Origin of the sequence: Burkholderia stagnalis, from assembly GCF_902830275.1 — a bacterium.
GTDB classification, from domain to species: domain Bacteria; phylum Pseudomonadota; class Gammaproteobacteria; order Burkholderiales; family Burkholderiaceae; genus Burkholderia; species Burkholderia stagnalis.
On the sequence record NZ_CADESW010000016.1, the window covers coordinates 178081 to 196405 of the forward strand.

The following is an 18325-nucleotide window of genomic DNA, read 5'->3' on the forward strand; positions in this document are numbered from 1 at the left end:
GCGCGGCCGCGCCGCGCACCGAAGGAGTTTTCACCATGCAAACCGTTCCCGCCACGGGCCGTGCGGCTGCGTCGCCGCCCGCCCGGCCCATCCACCCGCTGTGGGTGCGCGTGAGCCACTGGCTCAATGCGCTCGCGGCGCTCGTGATGGTGCTGTCCGGCTGGCGCATCTACGATGCGTCGCCGATCTACCCGCCGTTCGCGTTCCCGCACGGCATCACGCTGGGCGGCTGGCTCGGCGGCGCATTGCAATGGCATTTCGCGGCGATGTGGCTGCTCGCCGGCAACGGGCTGTTCTACCTGACGATGGCGCTCGCGACCGGGCGCATCGCGCGCAAGTTCTTCCCGGTCACGCCGGCGGCCGTGCTGCGCGACCTGGTCGCGGCGCTGCGCGGCAAGCTCGCGCACGACGACCTGAGCGTCTACAACGCGGTGCAGCGCGTCGCGTACCTGACGGCGATCCTGGATCTCGTCGTGCTGGTGCTGTCCGGCCTCGTGATCTGGAAATCGGTGCAGTTCCCGCTGCTGCGCACGCTGCTCGGCGGCTACGACAACGCGCGCGTCGTGCATTTCTGGGCGATGTCGGTGCTGGTCGCGTTCTTCGTCGTGCATGTCGCGATGGCGCTGCTGGTGCCGCGCTCGCTGCTCGCGATGCTGCGCGGGCGCTAGGGAGATCATCATGTCCGAACCCGAAGACAAGCGCGCCCCGACGCGCTGGACGCTCGACCGCCAGGCGCTCGCGCTCGACGTGCGCCGCGAGCTCGCGATGCCGTCGCGGCGGCTGTTCAACCGGCGCATCCTGACGCTCGGCGGCCTCGCGATGCTGTCCGGCTGCTCGCTGCAGGACGACGCATCCGTGAACACGTTCCTCGAGAAGGTGTCGCGCATGAACGACCGCGTGCAGGCCTGGCTGTTCAGCCCGGACCGGCTCGCGCCGACCTACACCGAAGCCGACCTGACGCGGCCGTTCCCGTTCAACGCGTACTACGGGATCGACGAGGTGCCGCATGTCGATGCGTCGACGTACAAGCTCGTGCTGTCCGGCCGCGTGACCGGTAAGCGCGTGTGGACGCTCGACGAGCTGTACGAGCTGCCGCATGCGGAGCAGATCACGCGGCACATCTGCGTCGAAGGGTGGAGCGCAATCGGGCGCTGGGGCGGCACGCCGTTCGGCGCGTTCCTGCGGCGCGCGGGCGCGGACATCCACGCGAAATACGTCGGTTTCAAATGCGCGGACGATTACTACGAAAGCATCGACATGCCGACCGCGCTGCATCCGCAGACGCTGCTGACCTTCGAGTACGACGGGCAGCGGCTGCCGGCGGAATTCGGATTCCCGATGAAGCTGCGGATGCCGACCAAGCTCGGCTACAAGAACCCGAAGCACATCATGGAGATCTTCGTGACCGATACGTACCCGGGCGGGTATTGGGTCGACCAGGGGTACAACTGGTTCGGCGGATCGTAGGCGCGGCCGCGGCCTCGCCGCCGTGTTGCGCGGCGGGGCCATGCGAAGGCCGGTCTCGCCGGCGAGCCTGGACACGGAAATCGCGCGCTTCTGCGGTGCGGCCATTGGTTGCGCGCAGCGCTGCCGGCAGGCGGCGGAATTCGCGTCCGGGCCGATTTCGCGCCTGCTTTCAAGAAGCGCGGTGTCGAGCGGCCGCGCGATCGCGCGCATCCGGCCGAACACACGCGGCCATGTGATGCCGAACAGCTTCGCGGCCTGAGGCTGGCCCATCCGGAAAGAAGCCGTCCCGCCGAACCGTCCGCCGATCGCATTCAGTCAGGCGCGCAAGCGGCTTTCGACGCTGTGCCGTGGGCGTCGCGTCGGGAAGCTGACGAAATTCGTACATGTCTCATTGTTCGCGCATCGTGGGGAATCTAGCATTGGCTCTGCGATTGCGACACGTTCGCACTAGCTGCCAGTGCCGCGCTCATTGCCGCGGCATGCGTCGATCAATCCGCATCGGCGTGCAGCGGAGCCCATCTCATTTTTCTGCATTGCGAATTGAAGGCCAGGCATGCATGTCCGGCCGGCTGGTTCGTGCGCGGGTTCCCTCTCGAACTGTTACGTGGAGAATCATCGAACATGAGTCTTGTCATATTCCGCCGTCGTTGGTCGTTCACTTTGCTCTGCGTGGTCACGGGTATGACGTTGTCGGCCTGCGGAGGGGACGACTCCGGCGCACCCGCTGTCGTCGCGCAGGAAAGGGAGGCGCAGCAGGGGCACGAGGTCATTGCGGATACCGTCGCGGTGTCCGACGAGCCAGGGGCGCCTTCGGATCCGGCGTTTTCGCAGCAGCCCGAGCCGCCGGAGGTCGACGGACCGCCACTGGCGCCGGCGCCGGATCTGCCCGAAGCGCCCGCACCGATCGTGCCGCCTGCACCGATCGAACCACCTGCACCGATCGAACCACCTGCACCGATCGTGCCGCCCGCACCGATCGAACCTGCACCGATCGAACCGCCGCCTGATCCACCCGCACCACTCGACACGAGCCTCGAGATCAGGAACCTGGCAACCGGTAAAAATCTCTGCCTGGCGGTTTCGACGAGCAACGGCACATATGTCGGATTCCAGTCGTGCTCGGGCGCGGACGCGCAGCGCTGGCGCATGGAGCGGGCCGCGAGCGGCTATTTCAAGGTGAAGAACGTGTTCACCGAATCGCAGGGCAGGGACGTCTGTCTGCGCGCGGCCCCGTGGAAACCGGGCACGGTCAATATGTGGCCGTGCGACGGCACCGATTTCCCGACGACGCGGCTGTGGCGCGCGGACGTTGACGCGAATGGCTCGTTCACGATGCAGAACAAGCACTGGTCGGATGTCGGCGGAGGCGCTTCGCTGCAATCGACGGACCGCACGCTCGCGATGCTGCCGGCCGTCGACCAGCCTGCCGCGCGCTGGACCTACGACGGCGAATTGCCGTCGCCGATGCGAATCGTGACGGGCAATCGCCGGGTGCTGCTGATGTCGGCGCATTTCACCGGCCAGACGGCGAATCCTGCCGAGCCGGTCCGCAAGGCAGTCTTCGGCGACGGTGCGGATTTCGCTTCGCTCGCGCACTATGTCGGATTGGCGTCGCGGGGCAAACTGACGCTCGGTGGCACGATGCTCGCGAACGTCGATCTCGGCGCGTTTCCGGCCGGATGCAATTCGGGCGCCATCCTCGGTCAGGCGCGGGCTGCCGCGCAAGCGCGCGGCGTCGATCCCGGCGCGTACGACTATCTGTTCGTCGACTTCCCGCGTTCCAGCGAATGCAAATTCGCCGGACTGGCGGCGCGGCCGGGGCAATGGATTCTGTCGAACGGTTCCGGCCACGCGTACTGGATGTGGGCGCACGAATTCGGTCACGGGCTCGGCGCGGGGCATCCCGATTCGCTGCGGAATTGCCCGGTCGAGGGCGGCACGGTCATGCTCGGCGCAGGCTGCGCGACGGGCGGCATCGACGATCCGGCCGACCCGGTGGGCGGCGGCGGCCGGCGCATGTATCCCGTCGATTACCAGCTGTTCGCCGGGTGGCTCGACGAGACGGACGTGCCGCTGCTCCTGAAGCCGGGCACCTACCGCCTTGCTCCGCTCTGGAGTGCGCTGCCGGGCAAGCAGGGCTATCGCCTGCCGCGCGGCGATGGCTCCTACCTGGTGCTCGAGTTCCGTCGACCGCGGGGGGCGAAGGGCACGTACGAAGACTGGCCCGATACGTCGCCGTTCGCCAACGGCGTAGCCGTGCGGATCGTCCGCTATCCGGGCGGCAGCATTCAGAACACGCTCGTCGACGCGACGCCGGACAGCAAGGACGGCATGAAGGACGCGCCGTTGATGCCCGGCAAGTCGCTCGTCGACACGGTGTCCGGGCGGCGCATCACCGTGCTGTCGGCCGATGACAGCGGCGCTGTGATGCAGGTCGAGGCGGTCCGCTGACTGCGCGCCGTACCAGCCCCGGGAGGCGGGACGAGCGCAGGCGCCCGGCCGGGTGTCGCGCCGAAACGTCAGTCGGCAACCTTTCAGGCAGGACGCCCGCTTCCTTTCGAATCCTTGATGCCATAATGCCAGGCGTGCGCAGCCGCAGCGGTTGCGCACCTTTTTTTGTCCCTCTGCCGCCGGCCCCGCCGGTTTACTTCGTCGCCGTTCGCACTGTCATGTCGTTCCGCACGTTTGCCTCCGCCGCCCTGGCCCCGTCCGGGCCGTTTGCCGGTTGTTCCGGCGTCTTTCTGCGAGGCACGCGGCGCGCCGCGCGGGCAGGCTGACGATGGGCCCGCTCGACCGACTCCTCGATTTCTTCACGCGTCATCCGCTGCGCCTGCCGCAAAGCCGCGGCGGGCGCGTCGCGCTGGCGCTCGTGTTCATCTACTTCGTGTGGGGCTCGACCTATCTCGGGCTGCACGTCGCGCTGCAGTCGTTCCCGCCGCTGCTGCTGTCCGGGCTGCGCAACCTGCTCGGCGGGATCGGGCTGTTCGTCTTCGCGCTGCGCCGCAAGCCGCAGTGGCCGACGCTCGTCGAGATCCGCAATTCGGCGATCGTCGGCACGATGCTGGTCGCGCTGTCGTCCGGGACGATCGCGCTCGGGATGCGCACCGTCAGCAGCGGCTCGGCCGCGGTGATGGTCGCCACCGTGCCGCTGTTCGCGACCGTGATCGCGGCGGTGGCCGGCCGGCCGGTGACGAAGGGCGAGTGGGCGGCGGTCGCGCTCGGGATGGTCGGCATCGTCGTGCTGAACTCGGGCGGCGCGGCCGCCGCGAACTCGGCGCTCGGCACGATCTCCGTGCTGGCCGGCGCGCTGTTCTGGGCGGGCGGCGCGCATCTCGCAACGCGCCTCAAGCTGCCGTCGGACCTGTTCCTGTCGACGTCGCTGCAGATCGGCCTGGGCGGCCTGATGTCGACGTTCGCCGCGTTCATGCTCGGCGAGCGCATCGAGCAATTCGCGGTGCTGCCGGTGCTCGCGTTCGTGTACCTGATGGTGTTCTGCACGATGGCCGCGTATGTCGCGTACGGCTACCTGATTCGCCACACGAGCCCGATCATTTCCAGCAGCTGCATGTACGTGAACCCGATCGTCGCGGTCGCGCTCGGCGCGCTGTTCCTCGGCGAGCCGGTGACGATGGCGACCGTGATCGCGACGCTCGCGATCCTCGGCAGCGTCGGGCTGTCGTTCGTGTTCGATCCGGCCCGCAAGCGCGCGTCGCAAGCGGCTGCCGCGAGCGCACCGGCGCCTGCACCGGCACCGGCATCCGCGTCCGCACCCGCACCCGCACCCGCATCGACGCCAGGGCCGGGGTCGGTGCCCGCGTCAGCCCCCGCATCCCCGGCCTCCGACGATCTGTAACGCCGACGCGCGCGGCGCGTCAGCCGCCGTGCCGGCCGCCGCGGTGGTGGAACCCGCCCGCGAGCGCGGCGAACAGCAGCCCCGCTGCGCACATGCCGGTCCAGCCGAACGCGCGCCACGCGAGCACGCCGGCCGACGAGCCGAGCGCGCCGCCGATGAAATAGCACACCATGTACACCGTGTTGACGCGGCTGCGCGCGTCGGGCTTCAGCGCGTAGATGCGCGACTGGTTCGAGATCTGCGCGGCCTGTACGCCGACGTCGAGCACGATCACGCCGATCACGAGCCCCGCGATGCTCGCGCCCGACAGCGCGAAGATCACGAACGACGCCGCGACCAGCGCGATCGCGAGCGAGATGATCGCGCGCGGCCCGCGCGCGTCGGCGAAGCGCCCCGCATACGGCGCGGCGAGCGCGCCGGCCGCGCCGACGATGCCGAACAGGCCGGCCGCCTGCGGCCCGAGATGAAACGGGGCGCCCGCGAGCAGCAGCGTCAGCACCGGCCAGAACGCGCTGAACGCCGCGAAGATCGCCGCACCCGTCAGCGACGCGTCGCGCAGCCCGCGCAATTCCACCGCGAGATGCCACATCGAGCCGAGCAGCTTGCCGTACGGCAGCGTCGACGTCGGCGAGCTGCGCGGCAGGCGCAGCACGATCACCGCGGCGAGTGCGACGAGCGCCGCGACCGACGCGCCGAACACCGCGCGCCAGCCGAAGTATTCGGCGACGAAGCCGGCCGCCGTGCGCGCAAGCAGGATGCCGATCAGCAGGCCGCTCATCACGGTGCCGACCGCCTGCCCGCGCGCGGCGGGCGGCGCGATTTCGGCGGCGAACGGCACCGCCTGCTGCGCGATGGTCGCGAGCACGCCGATCGCCAGGCTCGCGGCGGCGAGCACCGCGATCGACGGCGCGGTGGCCGCCGCGATCAGCGCGGCCGACAGGCCGGCGATCTGCAGCAGGATCAGCGTGCGGCGGTCGAAGCGGTCGCCGAGCGGCGCGAGCAGGAACATCCCGGCCGCGTAGCCGAGCTGGGTCGCGGTCGGCACGGCGCCGATCCACGACGCGTGGCCCGGAAACGACGCGCGGAAGCTGTCGAGGAGCGGCTGGTTGTAGTAGATGTTCGCGACCGACACGCCCGCGATCGTCGCGAGCAGCAACAGCAGGCTGCGCGAGTAGTGCGGCGACGCGGTGCCGTGGGTCGGATGATCGGGGGCGATGGAGGACATGGCGATACGGAGCGCTCGGGTGTGACGTGACCCGCGCGGCGCGGCGGCTGGCGGCGGCGCGCGCCGGGCATCGGGCGGGGGAGCCGATGATACCGGAGCCGTGCGAAACGTGCCGGCGATGGCCGGGCCTGGCGGGAGGCGGGCGCCGCCCCGGCGGAGCCGTCGCGGCATGCGCCGCGGCAACGGCCGCCGCGGCGCCGGAAAGGCCGCCAAGGCGGCGCTCAGTCGACGAGTTCGCCCGTCGGTTCGTAGAACGGATACGGGCCGTCGCCCTCGTCGACATACACGTGATGCGTGACCATGCCCGTTTCGGGCGTGTAGCGATGCACGGCGAACGCGGGCGGCTCGAGCCGGAACGCCGACGGCGCGCCGTCGCGCAGGTCGAACGCGACCTGGTGCGCGGGCGCCGGCACCGCCGACGCGATCGTGCCGCCGAAGCGCGCGAACATCGTCCGGTGCACGTGGCCGCACAGCACGCGCTCGACGTTCGGATGGCCGCGCAGCAGCGCGTCGAGCTTCGCGGCGGCGGCGGGCGCGAGCCGCAGCGCATCCATGTGGCCGATCCCCGACGCGAACGGCGGGTGATGCAGCGCGACGATCACGGGCCGTGCGCGCGCGGCGTCGAGCTGGGCCGCGAGCCATGCGAGGCGCGCGTCGCACAGGTCGCCGACGCTCGTGCCGGGCACCTGCGAATCGAGCGCGAGCACGCGCACCGCGCCGACGTCGAACGCATACTGCACGAACTCGCCGTCCCGCCATTCGGCCCGCTCGGCGAACGCGCGGCGCAGCGCCGCGCGATCGTCGTGATTGCCGACCATCAGGAAGTACGGAATCTCGAGCGGCGCGAGCAGCGCGCGCAGATGGCGGTATTCGTCGTCATGGCCGAAATCGGTCAGGTCGCCGGTGAAGAGCACCGCGTCGGGGCGCGGCTCGAGCGCGTTCAGGCGCGCGATGCAGCGCGCGAGCGCGGCGGCGGTGTCGACGCGCCGGTACGCCAGCATGCCCGGCCGTTTGATATGCAGATCGCTGATGTGTGCAAGCAGCATCGTCATTCCTCGGATCGTCTGGTTATCGTGGGGGAGAGGGTGTCACGCGGCGAGCGCGATCAGCCCCTCGGGCGCGACCGTGATGCCGACCGCCGTGCCTCGCGCGAGCTCGACGCGGCCCGGCACGTCGATCACGAGCGCGTCGGGCGCCGCATGCTCGATCGTGAGCCGGGTGCGCTCGCCGAGGAACGCGCATGCGCCGATCGCGCCGCGCAACGGCGCATGCGCCGGATCGGCGAGCTGCGCATCCTCGGGCCGGAAGAACCATTCGTCGGCGGCGTGCGGCGTGGCGATCGCGCCGCCCGTCGTCACGAGCGCACCGTTCTTCCATTCTCCCGCAAGGCGGTTCAGCGTGCCGATGAACTGCGCGACCGCGCGGTTCGCGGGCCGGTAGTAGATGTCGCGCGGCGTGCCGATCTGCTCGATGCGGCCCGCGCTCATCACGACGATGCGGTCGCCGAGCTCCATCGCCTCGGCCTGGTCGTGCGTCACGTAGACGGTCGTCACGCCCAGCTCGCGCAGCAGTGCGTTCATCTCGCGGCGCAGCGCGTCGCGCAGCTTCGCGTCGAGCGCGGTGAGCGGCTCGTCGAGCAGCAGCACGCGCGGCCGCACCGCGAGCGCGCGCGCCAGCGCGACCCGCTGGCGCTGGCCGCCGGACAGCTGGTCGATCGGCTTGTCCGCGTGCGCGTCGAGCCGCATCATCGCGAGCAGGTCGTCCACGCGCTCGCGCAGCACGCGCAGCTCGGTCTTGCGGATCTTCAGCCCGTAGCCGACGTTGCCGCGCACCGTCAGGTTCGGAAACAGCGCGTAGTTCTGGAACACCATGCCGACCTGGCGGCGCTCGATCGGCAGCGCGGTGACGTCGTCGCCGCCGAACGCGATCGTGCCGCCGGCGTCCGGCGTGTCGAGGCCCGCGATCAGGCGCAGCGTCGTGGTCTTGCCGCAGCCCGACGGGCCGAGCAGCACGAGCGTCTCGCCCGCGCCGATCGACAGGTCGAGCGGCTCGAGCACGCGGGTGCCGCGGAACGTCTTCGCGCAGCGGGTCAGGGTGATCGGAATGGAATCGAGTTTCATGTGAGCTTTGGTCAACGCTTGCCGCGCTGCTTCGACGCGCGCGTGCCGGACGGGTCGACGCCGAGCCACTGCATCGCGACGAGCAGCGGCAGCGTCATCAGCAGGAACAGGATCGTGTACGCGCTGCCGACTTCGAGACGCAGCGACGCGTAGGTGTCGGCGAGGCCGACCGGCAGCGTCTTCGTGTCGGGCGTGTGCAGCATCCACGTGAGGTTGAATTCGCCGATCGACAGCGTGAGCACGGCGAGCGCGCCCGCGACGATGCCGGGGCGCAGGTTCGGCAGCACGATCGTCACGAAGCGCGTGACGAACGATGCACCAAGGCTCGCCGCGCCTTCTTCGAGCGTGCGCAGGTCGGCGCCCGCCGCGACGGCCGCGACCGCGCGCACCATGAACGGCAGCGTGAACACGGCGTGGCCCGCGACGATGAACCACGGGCTCATCCGGAACGCGGTGAAGCCGCCGTAGACGACCAGCAGCGCGAGCGCGGAGGCCAGGCCCGGCAGCGCGATCGGCAGCACGAGCGCTTCTTCGATGATGCGCGCGGCGCGGCTTTCGCTGCGCGCGAGCGCGTAGCCGGCCGGCACGCCGGCGACGAGCACGATCGCGAGCGTCGCGAACGCGACGTACAGCGACAACGCGACCGAGCCGTGATACTGCTGCCACACCTGTTCGAGCCAGCGCAGCGTGAGGCCGCTCGACAGGCCGCGGAAATAGTTGACCGTCAGCCCCGCGAGCACCGACATCACGACCGGCACGATCAGGAACGCGCACAGCAGCAGCGTGACGCCCCATTGCAGCGCGGCGAGCGCGCGGGCGCCGGTGACGCGCGGCGCGCGCCGGGCAGCGGCGCTCGTGTGAGCGGGCGCGGGGGAGGGCGTGGAAGAATCGGAAAGCGAATGCATCGGATGACCCTCAGGCGGCGGCTGCCGCGGTGTGGCCGGTGAAGCGGCGCGCGAGCGCGAGCACGGCCCACGTGACGACGCCGAGCACGATCGACAGGCCGGCGGCCGTTGCGATGTTCGCGTTCAGCGTGAACTCGGTGTAGATCGTCATCGGCAGCACGTTCAGGTCGGTCGCGAGCGTGAACGCGGTGCCGAACGCGCCCATCGCGGTCGCGAAGCAGATCGCGCCGGCCGCGATCAGGCCCGGCGCGAGCGCGGGCAGCACGATGTCGCGCAGGATGCGCCACGGCGACGCGCCGAGCGAGCGCGCCGCTTCCTCGAGCGACGGGTCGAGCTTCGACGCTGCCGCGATCACGGTGACGATCACGCGCGGAATCGAGAAGTACAGGTAGCCGACGAACAGGCCCGCCACCGAATACGCGAACACCCACTTGTCGCCGGTGAGCTTCGCGGACAGCGTCCCGACCAGCCCCTGCCGCCCGGCGAGCATGATCACCATGAAGCCGACGACGACGCCCGGAAACGCGAGCGGGAACGTGAGCAGCGCGAGCAGCACGCGCTTGCCCGCGAACGCGCGGCGCGCGAGCAGCAGGCCCGAGATCGTCGACAGCACGAGCGTCGCGAGCGTGACGGCCGCCGACAGCGCGACCGTCTCGCCGAGGCTCTTCATGTAGCGTGCGTTGCCGAGCAGCGCCGCATACTGCGCGACGAACGCGCCGTCGGCCGACACGCGCGCGAGCGCGACCATCGGCAGCAGCCAGAACGCGGCGAACACCGCGAGCGCGGGCGCGACGAGCGCGATGCGCCAGCGCAGCGGGAAAGTCAGGTCGGGCATCGTTGCGTCCTGCCGTTACTGCATGATCTGCAGGTACTGCTGGCCGAACGCCTGCTGGCCGGCGGCCATCTTGCCGAAGTCGACGGGCTTCGCGCGCGCGTAGTCGCTCGCCGGCAGGAACTTCGACGCGACGTCGGCGCTCAGCGCCTGCGCGCGCACCGGGCGCAGGTACGCGCTCGCCCACAGCTTCTGGCCTTCGTCGGACAGCACGAAGTCGAGCACCTTCCGGCCGTTCGCGTCGTGCGGCGCGCCCTTCACGAGGCTCATCACGTACGGCACCGCGATCGTGCCTTCCTTCGGAATCACGAACTCGACGTTTGCGTTGTCCTTGTACTTCGCGCGGTACGCGTCGAAGTCGTAGTCGAGCAGGATCGGAATCTCGCCCGACAGCACGCGCGCGTACGCGGTCTGCTTCGGCACGATCGGCGCGTTGGCCTTCAGCTTGCGGAACCAGTCGAGCGCGGGCTTGAAGTTCTCGAGGGTGCCGCCGAGCGCCTGGTTGACGGCGACCGCGCCCGCGTAGCCGACGAACGCGCTCGACGGATCGAGGTAGCCGACCATGCCCTTGTATTCAGGCTTCAGCAGGTCGGCCCACGAGCGCGGCACCGGCTTGCCGTCGAGCGCGTCCTTGTTCACGAAGAAGCCGAGCGTGCCCGAGTGGATCGCGAACCAGTAGCCCTGCGGGTCCTTCAGGTTCGCCGGGATGTCGTTCCAGTGCGCGGGCTTGTACGGCGCGATCACGCCCTTGTCCTTCGCCTGGAACGCCGACGACACGCCGAGATAGACGACGTCCGCGACCGGGCTCTTCTGCTCGGCGATCAGCTGCGCGATCGCCTGGCCCGAATTCTTGTTGTCGAACGGCACGCGCACGCCGGTCTTGTGCTTGATCGCGGCGATCTGCGCGGCCCAGTCGGCCCATTCGGGCGGGCAGTTGTAGCAGATCGCGGTGTCTTCCGCGTGGGCGGACGGTGCGCCGGCGAGCAGGGCGGCGCAGGCGAGCGGCGCGGCGAGCGCGCGCAGCAGGGACGACAGTCGAAGTGTCACGTTATGGTCTCCGGGTGGGCGTGTGAGGGAGGGGCGGCGCGCTCAGGCTTCGCGAAGCTGGCGGGCGGCCGGCGCGACCGTCGCGCCGTCGCGCACCGTGTGCGGCAGGATCCGCGAGGCGCGCTCGACGGGTTTGCCGCCGATGGATTCGACGAGGCGCTGCCACGCGTGCCGGCCGATGTCGCGATTCGGCGACGCGATGCTGGCGAGCGGCGGCGCGAGCAGCTCGCCGATCGCGATGCCGTCGAAGCCGAGCACCGAGATGTCGTCGGGAATCGAGAAGCCCGCGCGCCGCAGGCCGCGCATCACGACCATCGCCAGCAGGTCGTTGCTGCAGAACAGCGCGGTCGGGCGCGTCGTGCGTGCGGTCAGGTGCGCGAGCACCGCGTCGGGCAGCTCGGGCGCGTTGAAGTCGACCTCGACCGGCGGCAGCGGCGCGATGCCGCTTTCCTCGAGCGCCTGCGCGTAACCGAGATGGCGCTGCCGCGCGCGATCGGACGCCGCGAGCGAGCCGGCGAGCATCAGCACGCGGCGATGGCCGCTTGCGGTCAGCATGCGCACGCCGTCGTACGCGGCGCGGCGGTTGTCGACCGACACCGACGGGCGGCGCTGCGTGTCGTTGTGCATCAGCACGTAATGCGGGCCGTCGTGGTCGAGCATGTCGAGCAGCGGATGCGTGTCCGCATCGGCGACCGTGAGGATCAGCCCTTCGACGCGCTGCTCGCGCAGCGTCTCGATCGCGTGGCGCTCGCGCGCCGCGTCGTACTCGGTCGTCATCAGGATCAGCTTGAAGCCGGCCGCGGTCGCGAGCTCGTCGATCCCTTGCAGGCAGTCGGCGAATACGGGGTTCGCGAGGGTCGGCAGCACGACGCCGACGAGCCGCGTGCGCTCGCCGCGCAACTGGCGGCCAAGTGGGCTCGGGCGGAATTTCAGCGTGTCGATCGCGGTGCGGATCGCCGCGAGCGTAGACGGGCTGACGGTATGCGGCGCGTTGATCGCACGCGACACGGTGGCGATCGAGAAGCCGGCAAGCGCGGCGACATCCTTGATGGTCGGGGGCATGAGGGGCGCGATGTAAACGTTTTCGGCGAGGGCATTATCGAAAACGTTTATGACCTTCCGATGACGCGTGAAGGGGGCGCATCGGAGCGGTGCGCGCGCGTGAATCGTGTGAAGGACGAGGCGGCGGTGCGGGCGCTATTGTATCGGTGGCGGTGCGAGCATGGTCGAATCCGGCCGGGTTCGACAGGGTCAAATGCGTAACGGCGGGGCGAGCAGTGGTAGAATCCCGTCCGCCCTTGCCGGGGTGATGAAATTGGTAAACATAGCGGACTTAAAAGTTTGAGTGCCCAGCCGGAAACGGCCGGTGCAGAACCCTTCAAATTCGGCGAAACCCCTGATGCGATGCATCGAGGCAACGCCGAGCCAAGCCTCGCGGCGCACGCGCACGCGAGGAAGGTGTAGAGACTAGACGGGGGGCGCCTAAGGCGCACGGGCGACAGCGTCGTCCCGCACGCAATGGCGAAGGCATAGTCCAGCGCACGAACGGCATCGCTCCAGACGACGCCGGCTTCGAAAGAAGCAGTGTGACGAAAATCCGCCGCCTTAACTGGCTTGCCGGTTCGAGTCCGGTCCCCGGCACCAGATTTACTTCTAACATCGTCTGCGTGCTGCCGCGCCGGTCTCCGCACCGAATAGCGCGGCAGCGGCGCCGCTCATGGCGCCGGCCGCAGCACCGACTGCGCTGCAGATCCGCCGCGCGACGTGACGCTGTTCAGTGCGGAACGACTCGCACGACGGACACGGAATACCCTCTCTCCAATACTAGCCGCTAGCGCGGCGATTCGCGTTCGTCCGGCTCTGTTGGCTGACGCAGACCGTGCAGGCGGTGTGCAACATATCGTCCTCGTCCTCGTTGTCGTACGGAAAGAACGGAGGACGCTCACGCATGGATCCGGATCTCCCGTACACGGGGATGGGTATCGCGCCGGACCTTCCCTACATACTTGCAATGACGGGCGGCGAGCAACGCACAGCCGAGGAAGACGAGTGCGAAAGCGGCGAGATAGTCGAGAGGAGAAGGGGGAGCGGGACGGTGTCAGTACCGTTTGTGTTGTAAATCGGAGACGCGGCGGGGTGATGTGCCAATCCATGATCGACATGGCGTCATCTGAATATTCGCGTGATCGAAAATGTCAAGAGATAATATTTAATCTGCCCGTCTTCCATCCTCTATCAAGACATCTCCGTATTTTGAATGTTTGTTTCGAGTAGCGGATATGGACTCAAATTGAAACGCGCGGACGCGGGTGTTGTTACGTGTGTTTATCGGCTGATTATCGTCTGTGTGAAGCTTCAAAAAAATGTATTCGAAGTGTCAAATTTTTATAGTGGAGGACAAGTGTTTCGGCCTGTATTCGGCTTCAGCGTATGTTAATTGCTGTCTGTACGGCGACCTCCGTCGGGGGAAGCACGGCACTTCCTTGCAATCTCTGACACTGTGCTGGCAATTATTTCGATAGTTTACGGTGTGAGAGACCATCATTCCGCCCGCTAACACGAGTAAAGAAGAATCGAGAAAGCTCGGCAGCATTGGTTTCAGCTGGTGAGCGTTTCTGTGCTTGCGCGAAACGTTTCGCATCTACTCGTTCGACGTTCGAAAAGAGCGCCTGCCGCATTCATGAATAAGAACCAATATCGTCTGGTATTCAGCCGCGTCCGGGGCATGTTGATCGCAGTCGAAGAGACTGCTAGTTCGTCGGGGAAGGCGAACAGGGGAGAAACCGTCCGGGCTGCTGGTGGCAGTTTGCGGCTCGCGGTGGCGCAATTCGCGCTGCGTCACGCCGTGTTCGCGGCGCTGATCGTGTCTGGGGTTGCGCCGATATGGGTCAATGCGCAGGTCGTGGGCGCGGGTGCAAATGCGCCATCAGTGATCCAGACGCAAAACGGTCTCCAGCAAGTCAACATCACCAAGCCGAGCGGCGCGGGTGTATCGCTGAACACCTATTCGCAGTTCGATGTGCCGAAGGCTGGCGTTATCGTGAACAACTCGCCCACGGTAACGAACACGCAGCAAGCAGGCTACATCAACGGGAACCCGAATTTTGGCCCGAACACGGCTGCCAAGATCATTATCAACCAGGTCAACAGCTCGAACCCTTCACAACTGAAAGGCTACGTTGAGATTGCGGGCCAAAGAGCCGAGATGATCATCTCGAATCCGTCGGGTCTCGTAGTCGACGGTGGTGGCTTTATCAATACCTCGCGCGCAATCCTGACGACCGGCACGCCGAACCTGAATGCAGACGGCTCGCTGGCGGGCTTCAACGTCACACGCGGCCTCATCACGGTACAAGGTGCGGGCCTGAATGCCACGAATGTGGATCAGGTTGATCTCATTTCCAGAGCCGTACAGGCCAATGCAGCCATTTATGCATCGAACCTGAACGTGATCGCTGGTGCGAATCAGCTCAATCATGACACGCTCCAGGCGACACGAATTCAGGGGGATGGTGCGGCGCCTGCCGTTGCGATCGACGTAGCGCAATTGGGCGGGATGTACAGCAATCGCATCCTTTTGGTGGGCACGGAGGGCGGCGTAGGTGTCCGGAACGCTGGCACCATCGCAGCGGATGTGGCGGGCCTGACGCTGACCACGGCCGGTTGGTTGGTACAGTCGGGCAAGGTCAGTTCGCTCGGCAATGTCGCAGTAACTGCAACAGGCGGCATCGAGAACAGCGGCACGACCTACAGCCAGCAATCCGTGTCGATGAATACCGGCGCGGACCTGACGAACAGCGGCACGCTTGCCGCACAACATAACGTCGGCGTGAATGCGGGTTCGCTGAATTCGACTGGCGCGCTCGGCGCGGGCGTGGACAGCAGCGGTGCTGTTACGCAAAGCGGCAACCTCCAAGTGACGACGACGGGTCAATTGGCCGCGACCGGACAGAACATCGCGGGCGGCAATGCCTCGCTGACAGGCTACGGCGTCAATGTCGCCGGCAGCAATACGGCTGCGAACGGCAGCCTGACGCTGAACGCCAACGCGGGCGACCTCAACCTGTCGAACGCGACGACAAGCGCACAGGGCGCACTCAACGCAACTGCGGCCGGGACGCTCGTCAACGATCACGGCAACCTGTCGAGCCAAAGCGGCGTCACGCTCACGGCGAGCAGTGTATCGAACCAAGGCGGCAAGATTTCGGCTCAGGGGCCGCTGTCGATCCAGTCGTCCGGTCAAATCGCGAATCAGAGCGGCACGCTGGTCTCGCAGAGCGTGGTGGACGTGCGTGGCGGCGCGATTGCGAACAATCAAGGGACGATCCAGTCGGCGGCGGGCCTTACCATCGCTGGCGCCTCACTGGACAATTCCGCAGGCCGGGTAGCTTCCCTCAATAGTGGTGGTGTGTCGGTCACGACGAGCGGGCAATTGACCAACGCGGCCGGCGCGACCGCGAACGGCGCACAAGGCGGCGTGATCGGCGGTGACGGCGGCGTCACGGTACAGGCCGGAAGCATCGCAAACCAAGGATCGATCAGCGCCACGACCGATTTGAACATCGGCGCGCAATCGATAGACAACGGTAGCGGGTCACTGACGGCCGGTCGGAACGCATCGATCGACGCCGGTACGCACCTGGCTAACGCATCCGGCAGCATTTCTTCCGGCGCGTTGGCAAACGTTCGCGCGACCAATCTGGACAATAGTTCCGGTTCGATACAGGCAAGCCAGTTGTCGCTGTCGGCAACCGATCTCGCGAACCGGTCGGGTGCGATCACGCAGACCGGCACGAACCCGACCACGATCGCGGTTTCCGGCACGCTCGACAATCGTTCGGGCACCGTACGGACGAACAGCGCCGATCTGAGCCTCACCCCTGCGACGCTGATCAACGATCACGGCAAGATCGCACACGCCGGTAGCGGTACGCTGACGATCGCAACGGGCGCGTTGTCGAACCAGGGCGGTTCCATCGCGACCAATGGCGCGCTGGCGCTGACCGCCGCAGCATTGTCGAACCAGGCCGGCACCTTGTCCGCGCAGCGGCAAGCTACGCTTGGCGTCCAGTCGTTGGACAACAGCGCGGCCGGTTACATCGGTGCCGACAGCGTAACGATCAAATCCCAAGGCGCGATCAACAACCAGACGGGTGTCGTCGAGTCGAATCACGCGTTGACGATCGCGGCCGACAGTTTGGCGAACGACGGCGGTGCCGTCAAAGCACTCGGCACGGATGCACTGTCCGTCACGGCGACGAACGCGCTGACGAACACGGCGGGCGGCACGATCGGCGGCAATGGCGATGTGTCGGTTTCGGGCGGTGTGGTCGACAATTCAAACGGTTCGTTGCTGGCCGCACGATCGTTGTCGGTGCAGTCGAACGGCCAGCTCGGGAACGCGGCCGGCCTGATTCAGGCGAAGGACAACCTCAAGGTTGCCGCGCAAGGTGCAGTGCTCAACAACGGCGGCCAAATCGAGGCGAACGGCGCAACGGCGACGCTCCAATTGTCCGGGACGAGCATTGATAACAGCGACGGGCGGATCGTAAATATCGGCACGGGCGCGACGACGATCGACGGCGGCACGTCGATTACGAACACGGCCGCATCCGGTAAAGCCGGCGCAGGCACGATCGGCGGCAACGGCGATGTGACGCTGACCGCGCAATCGCTCACGAATGCGCAAGGCGGTCAGACGCTGGCCGGCCACGACCTGACGTTGAACGTCGCCAATAACGCGAACAATGCCAGCGGCGTATTGTCGGCCGCGAATAATCTGATGTTCAACGGCGGGAACGCCCGCCTTTCGAATCAGAACGGATCTGTTCGAGCAAACGGCGCGCTGGCGCTGAACGCCGCGTCGATCGACAATACGTCCGGCAAAATCGGTAACGACGCCGGCAGCGGCGGCAGCGTATCGATTCAGACTGGTGCGCTGTCGAATCAGGGCGGTGCGATCGGTAGCGATCAAGACCTGACGCTGACGGCCGGCACGCTGTCCGGTGACGGTTCCATCATCGCAGGCCGCGATGGCTCGATCACGCTCGGAAGCGACTACACGCAGACGGCAGCGAACAGGCTGCACGCGAACGGCAACTTGAATTTCACCACGTCGGGCAAGCTGACGAACCAGGGCGTGCTGGATGCCAACGGCGCGCTCACCGTGAATGCGGCGAACGTCGACAACCAGAGCGGCGCGGATTTGAATTCCGCGAACACGACGGTCAACGCGAACGGCGGCACGATCGACAACGCCGGCCGCATCGAAGGCGATACGGTTACGACCAACAGCGCGACGCTGAACAACACGGGCACAGTCATCGGTGCCAACGTCACGTCGAACGCGAACACGATCAACAATACCGGGGCCGCCGCAGTCTTCGCCGCCGCCAATCAATTGAACCTGTACGCGACGAATCAGTTGTCGAATACGGGCGGCGCGAATCTGTTCAGCGTCGGCGATATCAATATCGCGGCGAACGGCCAGCGCGACGCTAACGGGTTGCTCGCCAACCGCACGCAAAACGTGCTGAACGATCAATCGACGATCGAAGCGCAAGGGAATGTCGAACTCGCGGCCGGCACGTTTACCAATACGCGCCCGGCGCCTACGGTCACGACCGAAACGACCGGCACGACGAGCAAGCACGAAACCAAGCGCGACAAGTACATAGCGTGTGCGACGACCAATGCCAATTCGCATTCGTCGTGCACGCAAGCGGTATTCGACTATGGCTATAAGACCCCGCGCAACGACACGTTCAGCAGCGCGCAGGTGGTGTCCCAATCAAGCGGTTCGAATGCTACGGACCGCGTGCTCGTCCTGACCGTGAACGGTCAGCAGCAGACGATCTACTACAACACGCTGACGGA

Annotated in this window: 14 protein-coding genes; 7 read left to right on the forward strand and 7 right to left on the reverse strand. The window is 67.2% G+C overall.

The features are described from left to right. Positions 1 to 35: 35 nt before the first annotated feature. From HWY45_RS25485 to HWY45_RS25505, 5 genes are all read left to right on the forward strand, one after another. Positions 36 to 668: a cytochrome b/b6 domain-containing protein gene (locus HWY45_RS25485; RefSeq protein WP_059802974.1), complete on the forward strand. Its 633-nt coding sequence runs from the start codon at positions 36 to 38 to the stop codon at positions 666 to 668. A gap of 10 nt (positions 669 to 678) precedes the next feature. After that, complete coding sequence (locus tag HWY45_RS25490) at positions 679 to 1467, forward strand: molybdopterin-dependent oxidoreductase (protein ID WP_059882776.1); 789 nt, start codon at positions 679 to 681, stop codon at positions 1465 to 1467. A gap of 40 nt (positions 1468 to 1507) precedes the next feature. Beyond that, the gene (locus tag HWY45_RS25495; protein WP_059882775.1) at positions 1508 to 1726 is read left to right on the forward strand and encodes a hypothetical protein; all 219 of its coding nucleotides are present in this window, start codon (positions 1508 to 1510) and stop codon (positions 1724 to 1726) included. Between the two features lie 422 nt (positions 1727 to 2148). Beyond that, positions 2149 to 3918: an RICIN domain-containing protein gene (locus tag HWY45_RS25500; RefSeq protein ID WP_230946820.1), complete on the forward strand. Its 1770-nt coding sequence runs from the start codon at positions 2149 to 2151 to the stop codon at positions 3916 to 3918. A gap of 328 nt (positions 3919 to 4246) precedes the next feature. Then, positions 4247 to 5320: an EamA family transporter gene (locus tag HWY45_RS25505; RefSeq protein ID WP_081069799.1), complete on the forward strand. Its 1074-nt coding sequence runs from the start codon at positions 4247 to 4249 to the stop codon at positions 5318 to 5320. A gap of 19 nt (positions 5321 to 5339) precedes the next feature. Here HWY45_RS25505 and HWY45_RS25510 read toward each other — a convergent pair whose 3' ends face one another. The 7 genes from HWY45_RS25510 to HWY45_RS25540 all read right to left on the reverse strand — a co-directional run bounded on the left by HWY45_RS25510 (position 5340) and on the right by HWY45_RS25540 (position 12511). Continuing rightward, a complete protein-coding gene (locus tag HWY45_RS25510) occupies positions 5340 to 6545 on the reverse strand; it encodes an MFS transporter (RefSeq protein ID WP_059882773.1) in 1206 nt (401 codons plus the stop codon). Between the two features lie 221 nt (positions 6546 to 6766). Further along, positions 6767 to 7591: a phosphodiesterase gene (locus tag HWY45_RS25515; protein WP_059882884.1), complete on the reverse strand. Its 825-nt coding sequence runs from the start codon at positions 7589 to 7591 to the stop codon at positions 6767 to 6769. A 42-nt stretch (positions 7592 to 7633) separates the two neighbouring features. Next, positions 7634 to 8665 (reverse strand): ABC transporter ATP-binding protein, encoded by a 1032-nt coding sequence (locus HWY45_RS25520; RefSeq protein WP_059882772.1) that lies wholly within the window; start codon positions 8663 to 8665, stop codon positions 7634 to 7636. A gap of 11 nt (positions 8666 to 8676) precedes the next feature. Further along, the gene (locus HWY45_RS25525) at positions 8677 to 9570 is read right to left on the reverse strand and encodes an ABC transporter permease (protein ID WP_059882770.1); all 894 of its coding nucleotides are present in this window, start codon (positions 9568 to 9570) and stop codon (positions 8677 to 8679) included. A 10-nt stretch (positions 9571 to 9580) separates the two neighbouring features. Then, positions 9581 to 10405: an ABC transporter permease gene (locus HWY45_RS25530; RefSeq protein ID WP_059882768.1), complete on the reverse strand. Its 825-nt coding sequence runs from the start codon at positions 10403 to 10405 to the stop codon at positions 9581 to 9583. A gap of 15 nt (positions 10406 to 10420) precedes the next feature. Next, a complete protein-coding gene (locus HWY45_RS25535; protein ID WP_059802807.1) occupies positions 10421 to 11449 on the reverse strand; it encodes an ABC transporter substrate-binding protein in 1029 nt (342 codons plus the stop codon). Between the two features lie 42 nt (positions 11450 to 11491). Next, positions 11492 to 12511, reverse strand: coding sequence for a LacI family DNA-binding transcriptional regulator (locus HWY45_RS25540; protein WP_059802805.1), 1020 nt, complete (start codon positions 12509 to 12511; stop codon positions 11492 to 11494). 886 nt (positions 12512 to 13397) lie between these two features. Here HWY45_RS25540 and HWY45_RS25545 point away from each other — a divergent pair. Further along, positions 13398 to 13568, forward strand: a complete 171-nt coding sequence (locus HWY45_RS25545) for a hypothetical protein (RefSeq protein ID WP_155629012.1) — start codon at positions 13398 to 13400, stop codon at positions 13566 to 13568. 561 nt (positions 13569 to 14129) lie between these two features. Next, positions 14130 to 18325 (forward strand): two-partner secretion domain-containing protein (locus tag HWY45_RS25550; protein ID WP_176118400.1); only part of this gene is annotated, 4196 nt, incomplete at its 3' end.